At 33.8% G+C, this 17,639-nt stretch carries 18 protein-coding genes and 1 tRNA gene; 10 read left to right on the top strand and 9 right to left on the bottom strand.

Going from position 1 to position 17,639, the window contains the following annotated elements; all coding sequences use genetic code 11:
• The first annotated feature begins 18 nt into the window (after positions 1-18).
• The 6 genes from rsmI to FEM21_RS08435 all read left to right on the top strand — a co-directional run bounded on the left by rsmI (position 19) and on the right by FEM21_RS08435 (position 5,881).
• Entirely contained in the window at positions 19-741 is a 723-nt protein-coding gene (gene rsmI, locus FEM21_RS08410) for a 16S rRNA (cytidine(1402)-2'-O)-methyltransferase (RefSeq protein ID WP_035659499.1), read from the top strand.
• Positions 742-789: 48 nt separating this feature from the next.
• Entirely contained in the window at positions 790-1,134 is a 345-nt protein-coding gene (locus FEM21_RS08415) for a HopJ type III effector protein (RefSeq protein WP_035659501.1), read from the top strand.
• Positions 1,135-1,209: 75 nt separating this feature from the next.
• On the top strand, positions 1,210-2,898 hold the full coding sequence (recJ, locus tag FEM21_RS08420; protein WP_035659503.1) for a single-stranded-DNA-specific exonuclease RecJ: 1,689 nt from the start codon (positions 1,210-1,212) through the stop codon (positions 2,896-2,898).
• A complete protein-coding gene (locus FEM21_RS08425; protein ID WP_035659749.1) occupies positions 2,898-4,181 on the top strand; it encodes an MFS transporter in 1,284 nt (427 codons plus the stop codon). The genes recJ and FEM21_RS08425 overlap by 1 nt, the downstream gene beginning before the upstream one ends.
• A 213-nt stretch (positions 4,182-4,394) precedes the next feature.
• A complete protein-coding gene (locus FEM21_RS08430) occupies positions 4,395-5,435 on the top strand; it encodes a glycosyltransferase family 9 protein (RefSeq protein ID WP_035659505.1) in 1,041 nt (346 codons plus the stop codon).
• Between the two features lie 89 nt (positions 5,436-5,524).
• The gene (locus tag FEM21_RS08435; RefSeq protein ID WP_035659506.1) at positions 5,525-5,881 is read left to right on the top strand and encodes a hypothetical protein; all 357 of its coding nucleotides are present in this window, start codon (positions 5,525-5,527) and stop codon (positions 5,879-5,881) included.
• Here the strand turns inward: FEM21_RS08435 and FEM21_RS08440 are convergent.
• The 3 genes from FEM21_RS08440 to FEM21_RS08450 form a co-directional block, all read right to left on the bottom strand.
• Positions 5,878-6,621: a UDP-2,3-diacylglucosamine diphosphatase gene (locus FEM21_RS08440; protein ID WP_035659507.1), complete on the bottom strand. Its 744-nt coding sequence runs from the start codon at positions 6,619-6,621 to the stop codon at positions 5,878-5,880. The two genes, FEM21_RS08435 and FEM21_RS08440, sit on opposite strands and share 4 nt — an antisense overlap.
• Before the next feature lie 84 nt (positions 6,622-6,705).
• Complete coding sequence (locus tag FEM21_RS08445) at positions 6,706-7,158, bottom strand: 6-pyruvoyl trahydropterin synthase family protein (RefSeq protein WP_035659508.1); 453 nt, start codon at positions 7,156-7,158, stop codon at positions 6,706-6,708.
• A gap of 133 nt (positions 7,159-7,291) precedes the next feature.
• On the bottom strand, positions 7,292-8,059 hold the full coding sequence (locus FEM21_RS08450; RefSeq protein ID WP_035659510.1) for an enoyl-CoA hydratase/isomerase family protein: 768 nt from the start codon (positions 8,057-8,059) through the stop codon (positions 7,292-7,294).
• A 150-nt stretch (positions 8,060-8,209) separates the two neighbouring features.
• Here FEM21_RS08450 and FEM21_RS08455 point away from each other — a divergent pair.
• Positions 8,210-8,283 (top strand) — tRNA-Ala (locus FEM21_RS08455).
• A gap of 43 nt (positions 8,284-8,326) precedes the next feature.
• Positions 8,327-8,575 (top strand): GIY-YIG nuclease family protein, encoded by a 249-nt coding sequence (locus FEM21_RS08460; RefSeq protein ID WP_035659512.1) that lies wholly within the window; start codon positions 8,327-8,329, stop codon positions 8,573-8,575.
• A 90-nt stretch (positions 8,576-8,665) separates the two neighbouring features.
• On the opposite strand, the gene FEM21_RS08465 is transcribed toward FEM21_RS08460, so the two are convergent.
• Together FEM21_RS08465 and mtgA are read right to left on the bottom strand one after the other, a co-directional pair.
• Complete coding sequence (locus tag FEM21_RS08465; protein ID WP_035659515.1) at positions 8,666-9,616, bottom strand: lipid A deacylase LpxR family protein; 951 nt, start codon at positions 9,614-9,616, stop codon at positions 8,666-8,668.
• On the bottom strand, positions 9,617-10,360 hold the full coding sequence (gene mtgA / locus FEM21_RS08470) for a monofunctional biosynthetic peptidoglycan transglycosylase (RefSeq protein ID WP_035659516.1): 744 nt from the start codon (positions 10,358-10,360) through the stop codon (positions 9,617-9,619).
• Positions 10,361-10,569: 209 nt separating this feature from the next.
• On the opposite strand from mtgA, the gene FEM21_RS08475 reads away from it, so the two are divergent.
• Both FEM21_RS08475 and FEM21_RS08480 read left to right on the top strand, forming a co-directional pair.
• Positions 10,570-12,423 (top strand): S9 family peptidase, encoded by a 1,854-nt coding sequence (locus FEM21_RS08475; protein ID WP_051627539.1) that lies wholly within the window; start codon positions 10,570-10,572, stop codon positions 12,421-12,423.
• 21 nt (positions 12,424-12,444) lie between these two features.
• Complete coding sequence (locus FEM21_RS08480) at positions 12,445-14,880, top strand: hybrid sensor histidine kinase/response regulator (RefSeq protein WP_035659519.1); 2,436 nt, start codon at positions 12,445-12,447, stop codon at positions 14,878-14,880.
• On the opposite strand, the gene FEM21_RS08485 is transcribed toward FEM21_RS08480, so the two are convergent.
• The 4 genes from FEM21_RS08485 to FEM21_RS08500 all read right to left on the bottom strand — a co-directional run bounded on the left by FEM21_RS08485 (position 14,874) and on the right by FEM21_RS08500 (position 17,459).
• On the bottom strand, positions 14,874-16,208 hold the full coding sequence (locus tag FEM21_RS08485; RefSeq protein WP_035659521.1) for a sigma-54-dependent transcriptional regulator: 1,335 nt from the start codon (positions 16,206-16,208) through the stop codon (positions 14,874-14,876). The two genes, FEM21_RS08480 and FEM21_RS08485, sit on opposite strands and share 7 nt — an antisense overlap.
• A 124-nt stretch (positions 16,209-16,332) precedes the next feature.
• The gene (locus FEM21_RS08490) at positions 16,333-16,632 is read right to left on the bottom strand and encodes a hypothetical protein (RefSeq protein ID WP_035659523.1); all 300 of its coding nucleotides are present in this window, start codon (positions 16,630-16,632) and stop codon (positions 16,333-16,335) included.
• A gap of 55 nt (positions 16,633-16,687) precedes the next feature.
• Positions 16,688-17,059, bottom strand: a complete 372-nt coding sequence (locus tag FEM21_RS08495; protein ID WP_035659524.1) for a hypothetical protein — start codon at positions 17,057-17,059, stop codon at positions 16,688-16,690.
• A 55-nt stretch (positions 17,060-17,114) separates the two neighbouring features.
• Entirely contained in the window at positions 17,115-17,459 is a 345-nt protein-coding gene (locus FEM21_RS08500; RefSeq protein WP_035659525.1) for a hypothetical protein, read from the bottom strand.
• Positions 17,460-17,639: the final 180 nt, after the last annotated feature.

Consider the following 17,639-nt stretch of genomic DNA (forward strand, 5'->3'; position numbering starts at 1 on the left):
TTCTGTTTCAATTAATTTATGTCAAAATTATACATCGTGCCCACGCCCATAGGCAATCTTGAGGATATGACTTTTAGAGCTATTCGAATTCTAAAAGAAGTAGATTTAATTCTTGCCGAAGACACACGCACCAGCGGAAAACTCTTAAAACATTTTGAGATTAGCACGCACATGCACAGTCATCACATGCACAACGAGCACAAAACGATTGAGAATCTGATTTCGAGATTAAAAGCAGGTGAAAATATTGCACTTATTTCGGATGCGGGAACACCTGCTATTTCTGACCCTGGTTTTTTACTGACTCGTGCCTGTGTCGAAAATGGTATTGCTGTAGAATGTCTTCCAGGCGCTACTGCATTTGTTCCTGCTTTGGTGAATAGTGGTTTACCAAATGACAAATTTGTTTTCGAAGGTTTTTTGCCTGAGAAAAAAGGCCGCCAAACCCGATACTTAGAATTAGCCGAAGAGACCAGAACAATGATTCTTTATGTTTCGCCTCATAAATTAGTGAAAACATTAGCTGAATTTGTGACTTATTTTGGTGAAGACCGACAAATATGTGTTTCCAGAGAACTCTCTAAATTACACGAAGAAAACCGAAGAGGAACAGCAAAAGAAGTTTTGGCACATTTTGAAAAAACTCCTCCACGAGGTGAAATCGTTGTGGTAGTTGCCGGAAAAACAATCGTTAAAGAAGCGAAGAAAAATAAATTTTCGAAAGAAGAAAGAGAAGAATAAAAATTCCGTTACAGATTTAGACTGTAAAAAAAATCCAAATTTAAAATCATGAGCATTCAAGCCTTTTTAGAAAAATTAAAAGAAACACCAGAAGCAATAACATTTCCTGAAACCATTGCCGTAATCGAAGAAAACTACAATTTTACGCCAACGGCTTTCCAAAATGGAGAAACGCACAATCCTGCAGGAACTAATTCAGGTTCTTGTAAATTGTTTGCTTTTGCTCAATTACAAAACTTATCGCAAGCGGAAACCTTATTCTGTTTTGGTGCTTTTTATAATGACGAAGTTTTAGGAGATCCGGAAGGAACAAATCATCAAAATATTAGAAACTTCATGATTCACGGTTGGGACGGAATCGAATTTGAAGGACAAGCTTTAGAAGCAAAATAAAAATATTTTAGATTTCAGAATGTAGAAATCTAAAATCTACATTCTGAAATCTGATATCTAAAATCTAGAATCAAAATGCGCTGGACTCTCAAACCCAAACCTTCAGAAGACAAAATCAAACATTTGGCGCAGGCCTTGAATGTAGAAGATTTTGTTGCACAGTTATTAGTGCAACGCGGTATTGAAACTTTTGAAGAAGCCCGTGCTTTTTTTCGTCCTTCGTTAGATCATCTGCATGATCCGTATTTAATGAAAGATATGGAAAAAGCAGTAGAACGAATAGAAAAAGCTATAGAAAACGAGGAACGAATTCTGGTTTTTGGCGATTATGATGTTGACGGAACTACGGCCGTTTCACTAGTTTCTTCTTATTTAAAAAGCTTTTACCCTCACGTGGCAACTTATATTCCGGATCGTTATGACGAAGGTTATGGTGTATCTTTTAAAGGAATTGATTTTGCCAGCGACAATGAATTTTCGCTAATAATTGCTCTGGATTGCGGTATTAAATCCATAGATCATGTGGCTTACGCCAAAGAAAGAAATATCGATTTCATTATTTGCGATCACCATAGACCCGGAGAAACTTTACCCGAAGCAGTCGCTGTTCTCGACCCAAAAAGAGCCGATTGCAACTATCCTTATGATGAATTATGTGGTTGCGGAATCGGATTTAAACTCATTCAGGCTTTGGGATTGAATAGAAATCAAACCATCGAAGATTTAGTACCTTATCTTGATTTAGTTGCTACTGCAATTGCTGCCGATATTGTTCCAATGACAGGTGAAAACAGGGTTTTAGCTTATTTTGGATTACAAGTCATCAACAACAATCCAAGATCTGGAATTAAAGCTCTGGTTCATCAGGTAAAGAAAAAAACATTAGACATTACCGATGTTGTTTTTATAATTGCACCCAGAATCAATGCTGCCGGACGTATCAAACATGGAAATCATGCGGTAGAATTGTTAAGCGAATTTAATTTCGATCAGGCACAGCAATTTGCTTCCGAAATTGAAAAATACAATGCTGACAGAAAAGATTTAGACAAACAAATTACTAAAGAAGCTTTTCAGCAAATTGAACAAAATCAGGAACAGCAACGTTTTACAACTGTTGTTTTTCAGGAAGACTGGCACAAAGGCGTCATAGGTATTGTAGCGTCGAGATTAATAGAAACCTATTATCGCCCTACATTGGTTTTTACAAAAAGTGGCGACAAATATGCTGCTTCGGCACGTTCAGTCAAAGGATTTGATGTTTATAATGCTCTGGAAGCATGCTCGGAACATCTGGAGCAATTTGGCGGACACATGTATGCCGCAGGAATGACTCTAAAAGCCGAAAATTATCCTATTTTTAAAGAAGCATTTGAAAAACAAGTACAAAAAACCATTCATCCGGATCAACTTGTTCCGGAAATAGAAATTGATGCCGAAATCAATTTTTCGGATATTACACCCAAACTGACACGCATTTTAAAACAATTCGAACCTTTTGGTCCTCTAAACATGACTCCGGTATTTTTAACTAAAAATGTTATTGATACGGGTTATGCAAAAAAACTAGGTGCAGCAGAAGAACATTTAAAACTTTTTGTAAAACAAAATAACTCCGAAGGCATTGGCGCCATTGGTTTTGGACTAGGAAATAAAATTGATTTAACTACGAATCAAAAAGCATTTCAAGCCGCTTATTGCATTGATGAAAATGAATGGAATGGCAAAGTTTCAACACAATTACGATTAAAAAGCATTCAATAATGGAATTTAAAAAAATAGGCAAAAAAGATCCCTACGCAGCCTTACGTTACAAAGAATTCAATACTTTTTTATTCCTGCGTTTTGCGATGGTTTTTGCCTGGTCAATGCAATTTATTGTTATCGAATGGCAGGTTTACAGTATTACAAAAGATGCTCTTTCGCTTGGAATTATTGGATTAATGGAAGTAATTCCGGCCGTTTCGTTAGCCTTATTTGCGGGTCATATTGTAGATCAAAATGAAAAAAAAGGTTTATTAGTAAAATGTATTTTCGGCTTTTCAGTCATTAGTTTTGGACTATTTTTATTGACCTGGCCTATTGTAGTTGAAGGTTTTTCTAAACAAATTATATTATACCTCATCTATTTTCTGGTATTTCTGGGCGGATTAGTAAGGGCTTTTCTGGGTCCTACTATTTTTTCGCTTTTATCATTAATTGTTCCTAAAAAAATATATCCTAATGCCGCTACTTGGAGTAGTTCGGTTTGGCAAATTGCTGCTGTAGTTGGACCTGCTGTAGCAGGATTTTCAATTACATTAATTGGTGTTCACTGGTCTTTGTGTCTGGTTTTTAGCTGTTCTTTAATGGCTTTGCTGGCTTTATCTCAAATAAGTAAAAAACCTATTTTGAATCCAAAAATTGGCGAACCTGTGATGCAAAGCTTGTCAGAAGGAATCAAATTTGTTTTTAACAACAAAACGGTTTTAGGAGCAATTACGTTGGATATGGTCGCCGTTTTATTTGGTGGTGCAGTAGCTTTATTACCTATTTTTGCTCAGGATATTCTAAAAGTAGGCCCGGAAGGTTTTGGATTTTTACGAGCTGCTCCTGCTGTTGGCGCTTTCCTGACAATGCTAATTACGGCTTATGTTCCTTTGAGTAAAAATGCCGGAATGAAACTTTTGACTGCTATTTTTGGTTTTGGAGTTTGTATCATTGTTTTTGGACTTTCGACTTTGTTTTGGGTTTCGCTTGTTGCTTTATTTTTTAGCGGTGTTTTTGACGGAATTTCGGTAGTAATTCGTCAAACAATTTTACAAATTAAAACTCCCGATAATATGCGAGGAAGGGTTTCCTCTGTAAATTCAATGTTTGTAGGTTCTTCAAATGAATTAGGTGCCTTCGAAAGCGGTCTAACTGCCCGATTGATGGGTACAGTAACCGCTGTTGTTTTTGGCGGAAGCATGACGCTTTTAGTTGTTTTAACTACCGGAATTATTTCTCCAACTTTTAGAAGATTAGATTTAACTAAAGATATCGAAGAACACGAAAAAGAAGATTAAAAGCCTAATCCTTATTTTTTAAATTAAAACACACGTTTTATATAACTATATTTAAAAATTCCTCATCAATTTAACAAAATTAAGATAATTTAAAATATAAGATAAATCTTAAAGAATTAATTATTTTTAACTCAAAAGACAATTCTTAATACTAAAATAATTGGTTTGAATTGGAATTATAGTACTTTCAAACTTTTTTTTAAAGAAATCGATATGAGTTTAAAATGCGAAATTAATGCAGTAAGAAGAAAAATTACACGTGGTTTGACCAAGAATATTGGACAAAACAAGTTCGATTACAAAGCAAATTCGACAATAAATTTTAAAAACGTTTTAATTTCACGTCCTAATCACCGATTAGGAAATTTATTATTGATAACTCCTCTGGTTCAGGAAATCAACGCTGTTTTCCCAGATTGTAAAATCGATTTATTTGTAAAAGGAGGCTTAGCTCCTATTATTTTCGAAAATTATCCTACAGTAGATAATTATATCGTTTTACCCAGAAAACCTTTTGATAACCTCATCAAGTATTTTCGTGTTTGGTTTAAAATCAAGAAAAAGAAATACGATTTAGTGATTAATATTGACAAAGGTTCTTCGTCAGGTCGATTATCAACTCAATTTGCTAATGCTAATTTTAAATTTTTTGGCGAATTGAATGACGAAATAATTCAAAAATATCCGGATTATAAGCACATGGCTAAATATCCTGTTTATGAATTTCGTCATTATTTAAACCAACTTGGTCATATTGATACACAAAAAGAAGTTCCAACTATCAATATCAAATTGAGCGAAAAAGAACTTCAGGATGCAAAATTTGTTCTTGACGAAATAGTTCCAAGTGACAAAAAAACAATTGCCATTTTTACTTTTGCAACCGGAGCAAAATGTTATACACCAGAATGGTGGAATCCAGTTTATGAAAAACTGAAAGCCACATTTCCTGATTATAATATCGTCGAAGTTTTACCGGTAGAAAATGTATCCCAAATAGATTTTAAAGCACCTCATTTTTACAGCAAAGATGTTCGCGAAATCGCTGCCTTTATTGCTAACACTAGTGTTTTTATTGGTGCCGATAGTGGTATTATGCACTTAGCCTGTGCATCCCAAACACCAGTTTTAGGATTATTTTCGGTTACTATTCCTGAAAAATACGAGCCTTATGGCAATAACAGTATCGCCATTGATACTAATACTACTAATCTCGAATCAATGATTGAAATTGTAAAAAGTCGTTTGAAATAACAATAAAATTAAAATTGGTTTCATTTTCATTATTTTTATTTAGAATCAATACAAATAAATAATTATATTTGTTTCATACATTAGAAATTATGGAACAGATACAACAAATCTATTTAAATAGCCTGGGAATTACTTTTTACTGGGAAAAAGAAGAAGGAGTTATACCTCACAGGGTACAATTGATTTTTAAAGAAATTGGGCTATTCTTTACTATTGACGAATTGAACGATTTTGAATATTTAATCGACGAAAGTATTGCAAAAAATAACTGTTGCGAAGGCTGTGCGCTAAAAAACAGTAACTGCAAATTTTTATTGAAAACACCAATCTACCAACTTGATTTATCGGTTTCAATTGGCGAATTAAAGTACCTGAAAGATTTAGTAAATGGTACTCTGTTTCGAATTAAAATGGAAATGTATCTGAATGGAGATGCTAGAAATTAACTTTCGAATTTCTTTAATTCAAAATTTTCTCCGTCAAAAACACCATAAGTAAAATACGTAATCCAATCACCAAGATTGACATAATCGGCATTTTTACCTACAGGATGAATCATTGGTAAATGACGATGCCCAAAAATTAGATAATTATAATGTTTGGTTTCTAATTTTCGCTTGGCATACAAGATGAGCCATTCATTATCTTCACCTAAAAATTTCACATCTGACTCTCCGGAAATCAGCTTATTTTTTACCGAAAGATATTGTGCTAAACGAACACCAATATCCGGATGAAGCCATCTAAAAAGCCATTTAGAAAAAGGATTCGTAAACACTTTTTTCATTCGTTTGTATCCTAAATCGCCAGGACCTTTTCCGTCTCCGTGACCTATAAGAAAGGTTTTTCCATTAAAAGTAAATTCCCGATTATCGTGATAAACAGGAATATTTAATTCTTTTTCGAAATAATCTTCCATCCACAAATCGTGATTTCCAACAAAGAAATAAATCGGAATTCCACTATCACGAATTTCAGCCAATTTCCCTAAAACCCTCACGAATCCTTTAGGAATAACCGTTTTATATTCGAACCAGAAATCGAATAAATCACCTAAAAGAAAAATAGCTTCAGCATCTTTTTTCACTTCGTCAAGCCAGGCAACAAATTTTTGTTCTCTTGGAAAACTCAATTCGGCTGTTGGCGCTCCAAAATGTTGGTCAGAAGCAAAGTAGACTTTTTTCATAGGATTAGTTATGGGTTATGGGTTATGAGTTATGAATTAGGTTATGTAAAACCCTTAACTTCTAACTCTTAACGTACAACTTATTTAGAGATTATCACTCGCAAACCATTCGGCAAACGAAGATTCTGTTTCTTGTAATTTTAAAGAAAAAAGTGTGATTCCTGCTGGTAATCTACTTATGATTCTCTCAGCAAAATCAACCACCATATTCTCACTTGTGGGCTGGTAATTCACTAAAATTACGTGATGTCCGCGATTTTTTAGTTCCTGAGCTAATTCGACATGTGGCGTAGTTTCGTTAAAAACAGTTGCATGATCAAACTGATCTACAATTTCTTCTTTCACGATTTTTTTCAAATCAGAAAAATCAATTACCATCCCAAATTTCACATCATTACGGTTTGTAATAGGTTTACCAATAACCGTTACAGACAATTTATAACTATGACCATGTACGTTTTTACACTTTCCGTCGTAACCGTATAAGGCGTGACCGGTTTCGAAACTAAATTGTTTTGTAATTCTGATATTACTCATCCTTGATTTTTTTGACTGCAAATTTACGAATTAATAACCGTTTAAATAATAATTTCCAAATAAAGAAAAAATTCCAAATTCCAATCGTTTTGAGTTTTTTGGAATTTGGAATTTAAAATATTGGAATCTTTTTTTATTTCTTAAATTCTAACAAAGCCTTTTTAGTAAAATCTGACAAAACTAATTGTCCAGTTATTGCAGCTCTTTCAAACAAAAGTGATTCCCAATTTTCAGTTCCTTCCCAAATAATTTTCTTCATTTCGAATAAAGCATCTGGATTATAAGAAGCTAATTTGGAAGTAAAATTGGCAATAGCCTCATCTAACAATTCCGTAGTTTCAAACACGGCAGCATACAATCCTTTTTGTTGTGCCCAGGCTGCCGATTTCCATTCGTGAGCCGCTAAAGTCATTTCGGTCATTGCTGTTTTTCCTATTTTTCTACTCACGGCTGGTTCAATCACAAAAGGACCAATTCCTATCGCTAATTCAGATAACTTTATTGAAGCTTCCGCTGTTGCAAAAGTATAATCGCAGGCAGCGGCAATACCTACTCCGCCTCCAACTGCTTTTCCGTGAATGCGTCCCACAATAAGTTTAGAACAGTTACGCATCGCATTGATTAAATGAGCAAAACCAGAGAAAAATGCTAATCCTTCTTCTTCATTAGTTACAGTCAAAAGTTCATCAAAAGAAGCACCGGCACAAAAAGCGGCGGTTCCTTTACTCTTTAAAACAATTCCATTAACCCCATCATTAACACTTAAATTATTGATTTCTTTTGTTAAAGAATCCAACAAAAAACGTGGAAAAGAATTACTCGCCGGATGTCCAAATTCAACCGTAGCAATACTATTTTCTATTGTTGTAATTAATGAGCCGCTAGAACTTTGTATATTCATGGAATAGTTTTTAGGTAAAGTTAAAAATATTCGACAGAAAGAATAGTTTTTTGAATCTTTAAAATACTATATTTGCCAAACCTGAGGGATTAGCTCATTTGGCTAGAGTGTCCCGACAGTATCGGGAAGACGACCGTTCAGAATAAAATTGGGGGATTAGCTCATTTGGCTAGAGCGCTACGCTGGCAGCGTAGAGGCGACCGGTTCGAATCCGGTATTCTCCACAAAGACTCAAACAATGTTTGAGTCTTTTTTATTTCTATCAATATGTTTTATACTTACATCATTTATTCAAAGAGTATTAATAAATATTATGTTGGCTCTTGTCAGGATGTTCAAGAACGACTTAAAGATCATTTAAACAGTAGAAGTAAATACACAAAAAAGGCTAAAGATTGGGAATTAAAATATTTTGAAACCTATTCTTCTAGAAGTGAAGCTTATCAAAGGGAAATGCAAATCAAAAGAATGAAAAGTAGAAAATATATTGAAAGTTTAATTGAAAATAAGGAATAAAGCGTCCCGATAACAATCGGGAAGGCGACCGGTTCGAATCCGGTATTCTCCACAAACAAGCCTTAAACATGTTGTTTAAGGCTTGTTCATTTACCTAAAAATATAAGAAACTCCGATAGATCCATAAAAATACCCAGTCATTCTTTCTGATTTGTGCTCTTTTCCTCTGTAAACAAAAGCATAGGAAAGATTCAGATTTTTGGTTCTATACCGTAGTCCTGCTTCTCCATTAAATCGGAAAGGTTTAATATCAAAAGTTACAGGGCTACTATCATTAAATAAACTTCCTTGTATCGTGGCGTCATAAAGCTGGTAATTAAAATAAGGCGCCATGTAAAAATAAAATTCACTCTCCGGAGATTTTCCATCAGCATTTAATGAAGCTCCGTAAAAATTAGAATCCACAAGAGGAACTAATTTCTTAAAACCAATTCTGGTTACAAATCCAGCCGAAAAAGAAGTAAATATCGTTCCTAATTTAGCTTCCGATTGCCATTGAAAATCAATTCTTGTACTATTTATTCCGCCTAAAAATGGTTTTGCGTACATGACATAAACCTGAAGTGCCAAAGCATTTTTAATTTGGTAATCCCATTCATCAAAAGCAGTATAATTAAACATTCGATGCGTGGTAGATTGCACCTGATCGGCAAAAGAATTAGGACCAACATATCCTGCCTGAAAATACTTTTTTAAAATTCCCTGATTAGCGTAAAAATTCGTAGTTCTAAATTCGCCAAAAAGATAACCTGCAAAAGGACGGTCAAACATTTCTTCTTCATCCTTATAAATATCACGCGGACTGTACATATATTGTCCTGCTCTGATTTCGTTGACTTTTTTTAAAAGATTAGGTTTTTCTTTTTTAGATAAATACCTGTAGAAAATCTCCAGACCATTGGTATAATACTGGTCATTTTTTGATGAAGTATACAAATCATTTTCGGTAACAACACCTATTTCAACGCTCTTATTCTGGCTGCGTAAAACAACCGAAATCAACAGGAAAAAACAAATAAAAAGTACTGATTTTGACCGCATTTAATATTCGATTTTTCCCACAGTACGCATCACACGTACTATTTTATCTTTTCTTTTATTGACATAAGAAGAAGAACTTGTTGCTGTATATTTTCTGGGACTTGGCAAAATAGCTGCAATTCCGGCGGCTTGTCTTGGTGTTAAATTTGCTGCATCTTTTCGGTACCAATGTTCAGCTGCAGCCTGTGCTCCATAAACCCCATCACCCATTTCGATGCTATTAAGATACACTTCCATGATGCGTTCTTTGCCCCAAATCAATTCGATTAAAACTGTAAAATAAGCCTCTAATCCTTTTCTGATGTAGCTTCGGCCCTGCCATAAAAAAACATTTTTAGCCGTTTGTTGCGAAATCGTACTTCCGCCTTTTATTCTTCGGCCTCTTTCGTTGTTTTTATAGGCTTTTTGTATCGCTTTAAAATCAAATCCGTTGTGCCTTAGAAATGCTCCGTCTTCGCTGGCAATAACTGCTTTTTGTAAATTAACCGAAATATTTTCTAAAGGTTCCCAGTCATGACTAAAATAAACCGGCTTTCCTGCCACCTTATTTTCTATAGCGCGAATTAACATCAAAGGTGTAAAAGGCACCGGAACGAATTTAAAAAACACTACAGAAAGCACAGAAAGTCCAATAAACCACAAAAATATTTTAATCACAATCGCCTTTAACCATCCCATAAAACCTCCAGATCGTTTTTTTACAGGTCTTTTATTTGCTGAATTTGAAGTGATTTTTGTTGCCATTTATTGTCTGCTCTTAATGCTATTTTGTAACTTATTGAAAATTCAAACGTTTTAAATCAACCAGAATTTACATGAAGTAAAAATACTTTTTTTAATTATTCATCCAATGAATTTCTTGTAATTTCTAATTCATATCAGTCCAGAAGCAAAAAAAGCAATTTTAAATTACTTATTTTTATACTCCCATAACAATTGTAGCCCTAAAAATAATGACTCAAAATAAAATGACAGCTAGTTTGCTGTGGCAATTAGGTCGAATAACAGCCCTTGGATTATCAAACGACAAAAAAAATATTGTTTACAAAGTAAGCACACCTTCGGTTGAAGAAAACAAACAAGACACTAAGTTTTATTTTATTCCAATAGACGGAGGAAATCCAACCGAAATTGAGAACACTGACAGCATTTTATTTAATAAAAATATATCACCAGACGGCAAATACCTGCTTTCTCATCAGGAAGTAAAACTGCAAAATGTTTTAGCCAAAGATTTTTATCCTGAACTGGAAAAAGCCGAAGTTCAAATTTATGATTCGTTAAACTACCGCCACTGGGATAGCTGGAACGAAGGCAAATTCAATCATGTTTTTTATAGCGAAAATAAAACGGATGCTCCAAAAACGGATATCATGGAAAACGAACTTTTTGATTGTCCGCAAAAACCGTTTGGCGATGACGAAGATTATATTTGGTCTCCAGACAGCAAAAGCATTCTCTATGTTTCTAAGAAAAAAACTGGGACTGAATATGCCATTTCGACCAATAGCAACATTTATCAATACGAATTAACAACAGCTAAAACTACCAATCTTACCGAAGAAAATAAAGGTTATGATATAGCACCGCAATTTTCATCTTCGGGGATTTTAGCCTGGTTGCAAATGAAACGTGATGGTTATGAAGCTGATAAAAATGATATTATTGTTAATTTCGACGGAATAAAAACAAATCTAACCCAAAATTGGGACGGAACTGTTGATAGCTTTCTTTGGAGCGAAAACAGTCAAAAAATTTATTTTATTGCTCCAATTGATGGCACAAAACAATTATTCGAAATTAATCTTTCTGAGATTACTAATGCATCTCATTCGATAAATCAAATCACGGATGGCTATTTTGACATCACAAAACTCATTGGTTTTAACAACAATAAAATCATCGTTGCCAGAGAAGATACTAATCATGCTTCAGAAATTTTCTCTTTCGATTTAGAACAAAAAAATTGGCTACAATTAACAAGTATCAATTCCGAAATCTATAAAGATTTAGCCTTAAGCAAAACCGAAAAAAGATATGTAACCACTACCGATGGTAAAAAAATGCTGGTTTGGGTGATTTTCCCGCCAAATTTTGATGCTTCTAAAAAATACGCTACCTTACTGTATTGTCAGGGCGGACCACAAAGTGCATTGAGTCAATTTTATTCTTACCGATGGAATTTTCAATTAATGGCTGCCAACGATTATATTATTGTAGCGCCTAACCGCCGCGGAATGCCCGGACACGGAGTGGAATGGAACGAGCAAATTAGTAAAGATTGGGGTGGACAAGTGATGGATGATTATTTTTCTGCAATTGACGCCATTTCTCAGGAAAACTATGTAGATAAAAATCGTTTGGGATGTATTGGAGCGAGTTATGGCGGATATTCAGTTTTTTATTTAGCCGGAATTCACAAGAATCGTTTCAAAACTTTTATCGCACATGATGGTGTTTTTAATACCATAAGTATGTATGGAACCACCGAAGAAGTATTTTTTAGCAATTGGGATTTTGGTGGTGCTTATTGGGAAAAAGACAATGCAATTGCCCAAAAAGCTTATAAGGAATTCAACCCAATAAATTTTGTATCCAACTGGAATACGCCGATATTAATTATTCAGGGTGGAAAAGATTTTCGGGTTCCTATTGGTCAGGCACAAGAAGCTTTTCAGGCAGCACAATTGCTCGGAATTAAAAGTCGATTGCTTTATTTTCCTGAAGAAAATCACTGGGTTTTACAGGCTCAAAACGCACAAGTTTGGCAAAGAGAATTTTTTAAATGGTTGAAAGAAACCTTATAAACAATTACAGAATTAGAAAAAATGGGAAACAAAAACAGTAATATTCCTGTCAAAGTTTTTATCAGTTATATGATTTTAGTCTCACTTGTAGCAAGTGTAGGCTGGATTTTATATACTGAAAATGTGGATTATTCGAAAATTGAAAACAAAATAGCTTTCGAAAAAAACAAAGTTCTTAAAGTAAGTCAACTTTTTTCGAATGTGTATAAAACAGAGAATTTAGCCCGAAAAACCATTCAATCTAATTCTGAAAAAGAATACAAAAATTACATTCTGGAAACAGATTCGCTGCAAATGAGAATTGGTTCTTTAAAGAAAACACTTTCTAGCGAATATCAAAAAAAATTATTAGACAGCGTAATGATTTTGCTGACAGAAAAAACGCAAAACATTAAACAACTCAGAGCTATAAAGAACAAAACTTCTGACGAAGCTTCGGTAAATGAAGCAATTCAGGAGTTAACTGAACTGGAGTTTTCGTTAAGTAAATTAAAACTACAGGATTTTACTAAAAACCCAGAAAACCTAAGCAGTTACCAACGAAATGTTTTGCAAAACTATATTGATTATCTCAATCAAAACATTCCTGATGACAACAGCAATACATTGACCAAAAAAGAAACAGATTCTATTTTATCAGCTTCAAAAAGGTTGTTGAGCAAAGTAAAACTCGAAACCGAAAAGAAAAAAGAATCCTTAAGTATTCAGGAAAGTAAATTGCTTACTAATGAACTCTTAATTTCAGATCAATTACGAAAAGTACTCCGTGTGATTGAACAGGAAATCCTGACTTCTTCAATAAAAAACAATAACGAAAAGGAAAAATCATTAAAAAAAATCAACCAGATTGTTACTTATGCTGCCATTCTTGGCTTACTTCTAACTATTGTTTTTTCAATATTAATTGCCAGCGATTTTTCTAAAACACAATCTTATAAAAAACAGCTCGAAATTGCGAATTTTAAAACTCAAAATTTGCTTAAAAGCCGGGAACAACTCATTTCTACGGTAAGTCATGATTTAAAAACACCTTTGAGTACCATTGTGGGCTACACCGAATTATTAGGTAATTCGACATTAACGAGCAAGCAATTCTATTTTACCAATAACATTAAAAACTCATCCGAATATATCTCAAGATTAGTTCAGGATTTATTGGACTTTTCGCAAATTGAAGCCGGAAAAATTAATCTGGAGAAAAATCCTTTTTCTTTAGCCGAAACCATAAAAGAAGTCGCCAGAAACATACAATCTGTTTATCCGCAAAAAGATATTGATTTACAAATTGCCATCGATAAAAAACTGCATCAGCCCATTATTGGTGATGCTTTTCGATTAAAGCAAGTCTTAATTAACATCATCGGAAACGCTTACAAGTTTACTGCAGAAGGTTACATAAAAATAACTGCAACTGCTAATTCTCACGAAAACAAAGCCTATATCACGATCGAAGATTCGGGAATTGGAATCGAAGAAGAAAGTCAGGATTTGGTTTTCGAAGAGTTTGCACAAGCGAATGAAAACATCGAAAAAAATTACGGCGGAACAGGATTAGGATTGGCTATTTCGAAAAAAATCATTACTCTTTTAGGTGGCGAATTGTATCTAAAAAACAGTTCTAAAAACGGAAGTTGTTTCGAAATAATCTTAACTACGACTTTTGACGAAAACACAGAAATTGAACAAGCAGTTGCTAATATTTATATTCCAAGTTTGCAAAATAAAACCATCATTGTCGTTGATGATGATCCTGATTTATTGCAATTAACAACCGAAGTTTTAAAACAATATTATAAAGTAATTGCATTTCATGATGCGACTAAAGCATTGGAAAACATAAACTCACAACATTTTGACATTATAATAACAGATATTCAAATGCCGGTAAAAGATGGTTTTGAATTTATCGAAGAATTACTAAAAAACGAAAACAATTATAACAATCAACCCGTAATTGCAGTAACCGGAAGAGCTGATCTAAACGATGAAACTTATACTAATGCGGGATTTACAACCGTACTCAAAAAACCATTTACACCTAATATTCTGTTACAAACTATTGATGCCGTTTTAAACAAAACCATACTTCCTATTCAGGATAATGAAGTTCAAAAATCTAAAAAACCAGAAGAACTATTCGCTTTAGATTCATTAAAATTATTTTTGAAAAATGACGAGGAAGCTATAAAAACGGTATTACAATCTTTTATGACATCGACTAATTCGAATCTTATTATTCTGGAGAACAGCATCGAAACATTAGATCATGAAAAAATAAAACAAACAGCTCATAAAATGGCTCCCATGTTTAAACAAATTGAAGCTACTGAAATTGCCACTATTTTAAACAAACTGGAATTAGAAGAATTTAATGAAAATGAATTAGCAATTCACTTATCAAATTTAAAATCTCAAATTGCAGTCTTATTTACAGCTCTTGAAAAAGAAAATTATTGAATATCGTACAATTTAAGCTTGTTGTACAACGTTTTTCGGGTGATTTTTAACAACTTGGCTGCTTCTGTTTTATTGTTTTTGGTTTTGACCAAAGCATTTTCGATAGCTTCTTTTTCATTTTCAAATAAAGAAAAAGAATCATTTTTACTTTCGTTTTGATTAAAAAATTCGACTGGCAAAACGGCACTTTCTATAAAATCACCCTGGGTAAGCAAGGCAGCACGTTTGACACAATTTTGCAATTCTCTTAAATTTCCTGGCCAGTCATAATTTTGAAAAATAGTAACTACTTCTTTGGAAAAACCTATTACATCTTTATGCAACTGTGCATTTGCTTTTTCTAAAAAGAATTCAGCAAAGAGAATTAAATCTTCTTCTCTTTCAACAAGCGAAGGTGAATGAATCGAAAATTCATTAATTCGATGGTATAAATCTTCTCTAAAATCACCGTTTTTTACTGCTTCACGCAAATCTTCGTTTGTTGCCGTAATAATTCTAATATCGACTTCAATTTCTTTATTGCTTCCTACAGGTTTGATTTTGCGTTCCTGCAAAGCACGTAATAGCTGAATCTGGTTTTCATAAGACAAGTTTCCTATTTCATCCAGAAAAAGTGTTCCACCATTGGCCGCTTCAAAATAACCCATTTTATCAGAAATCGCACCCGTAAAAGAACCTTTCAAATGTCCGAAAAACTCACTGGCTGCCAATTCTTTAGGAATTGCACCACAATCTACGGCAATAAAATTATTCTCTTTTCGACGGCTTTGCTGATGAATACTCTGGGCAATTATTTCTTTCCCCGTTCCGCTTTCGCCAATAATCAGAACTGAAATATCTGTTGGACTTACCAGTTTAATATGCTCTGTCAATTTCTTAGAAGCAGTAGAAATTCCTTGTACATATTCCAGCGTAGTACTTTCTTTAATCTCTTTTACAGTAGTTTTTGGAGTAGAAACAGCAGTTGTTTCCGTTGTCAAAGCATTAGCAATAACGACCAAAACTTCATCAGGATTAAAAGGTTTCGAAATATAATCAGCAGCACCATTTTTTATGGCTTTAACGGCTGTACTCACTTCAGAATAACCAGTCATTAAAACGACTGGAATTTGCGGATAATTCGTTTTAAATTCTGCCAGCAATTCAATGCCGTCAGCATCAGGAAGTCGTAAATCAGTCAAAATCAAATCGAATACTTCGTTTTGAATCGCTAATCTAGCTTCTGCTGCTGAAAAAGCAATACTGACTGCATAATTATTTTTAGTTAGAAACTTTTCTAATAATTTGCAAAACGAAATATCATCTTCAATAATTAAAATCTTCGACATTAGACAGGCACTTTTTATGCTAAATTAAGACTAATATTATTGTCTTTTCATAAAATTATGCAAAAAAAGAAGACTGCTCCCCCGAGCAGTCTTCTTTACAAAACAATAAGCTTAATTCGCGTGCTTATTTTTTCAACCAGTTCCCATCAACATCTGCAAAAACAGTAGCCGATTGGTCTTTAACTGTGATTTCTAATTTATATTCTTTTTTGTCATTGACATAAGCCTTAGACACTAGCGCATCTGGATAGTCTTTCTTTAAAGCTTCCGTTACAGCTGTTGGCACATCTTCAGATTTAATTTCTGTATACTGTTCCTGAGTTGTTTGCTCTGTCGTAGTTGCTGTAGTTTCTGTTTGAGTCTGAGCATTGATTGCTGTCAAACTTCCTAATACAATTGCGGCTGATAAGATTAACTTTTTCATAATATTTCTATTTAAAATGTTATTATTTATAGATTTGGGAAACAATGAATTTTAATTATTTTTCAATCCATTTTCCGTTTTCGTCAGCATACAAAGCACCTTCTTTATCACCAACTTTAACTTCTAACTGATACTCTTTTTTGTCATTTACAGAAGCTTTATTCAATACTGCATCTGGAAATGCTTTCTTTAAAGCATCAGTAACTGCTGCTGGAACTTCTTCGTTTTTAATTTCGGTATAAGCACCTACTTCCTGAGCTACAACTGCCTGTCCAGATTCCTGAGCCGGAGCGGCCTCTTGAGCTGGAGCTGCTTGCTCTGTTGCTGGTTCTTGTCCTGCTGGTGCAGTGTTTTCATCTTGAGTTTGAGCATTCATTGCTGTGAAACTTCCTAATACTATTGCGGCTGTTAAGATTAACTTTTTCATGATATTTTTATTTAAATTGTTATTATTGTTTTAGTCATGCGACAATTAATTCTAATTATTTTTGAATCCATTTTCCATTTTCGTCAGCGTATAAAGCACCTTCTTTGTCACCAACTTTAACTTCTAACTGATATTCTTTTTTTCCGTTTACAGATGCTCTATTTAATATTGCATCTGGAAAAGCTTTCTTTAAAGCTTCAGTAACTGCTGCCGGAACTTCTTCATTTTTAATTTCAGTATAAGTATCTGCAGCAGCTGGTGCCTGTTCTGCAGGTGCGGCTTGCTCTGCCGGAGCTGCTTGTTCAGTTGTTACTGCTTTTTCTTCCGGAGCCTGAGTTTGAGCATTCATTGCTGTGAAACTCCCTAAAACTATTGCTGTTGATAAGATTAATTTTTTCATAATGTGTTTATTTTAAAATGTTATTATTGATTTACACTTGTGACAATGAAATTATTGTACCAGTATTTTTTTAAAAAACCAAAAACACATAAACAACTAATTTACAGATAATTAAAAAATAAAACTCAATTACACATATCGTATAAAGTGTATAAAACAATCTCAAAGTGTTACCTTTTT

It is taken from the genome of Flavobacterium seoulense (assembly GCF_000695795.1).
Taxonomy (GTDB): domain Bacteria; phylum Bacteroidota; class Bacteroidia; order Flavobacteriales; family Flavobacteriaceae; genus Flavobacterium; species Flavobacterium seoulense.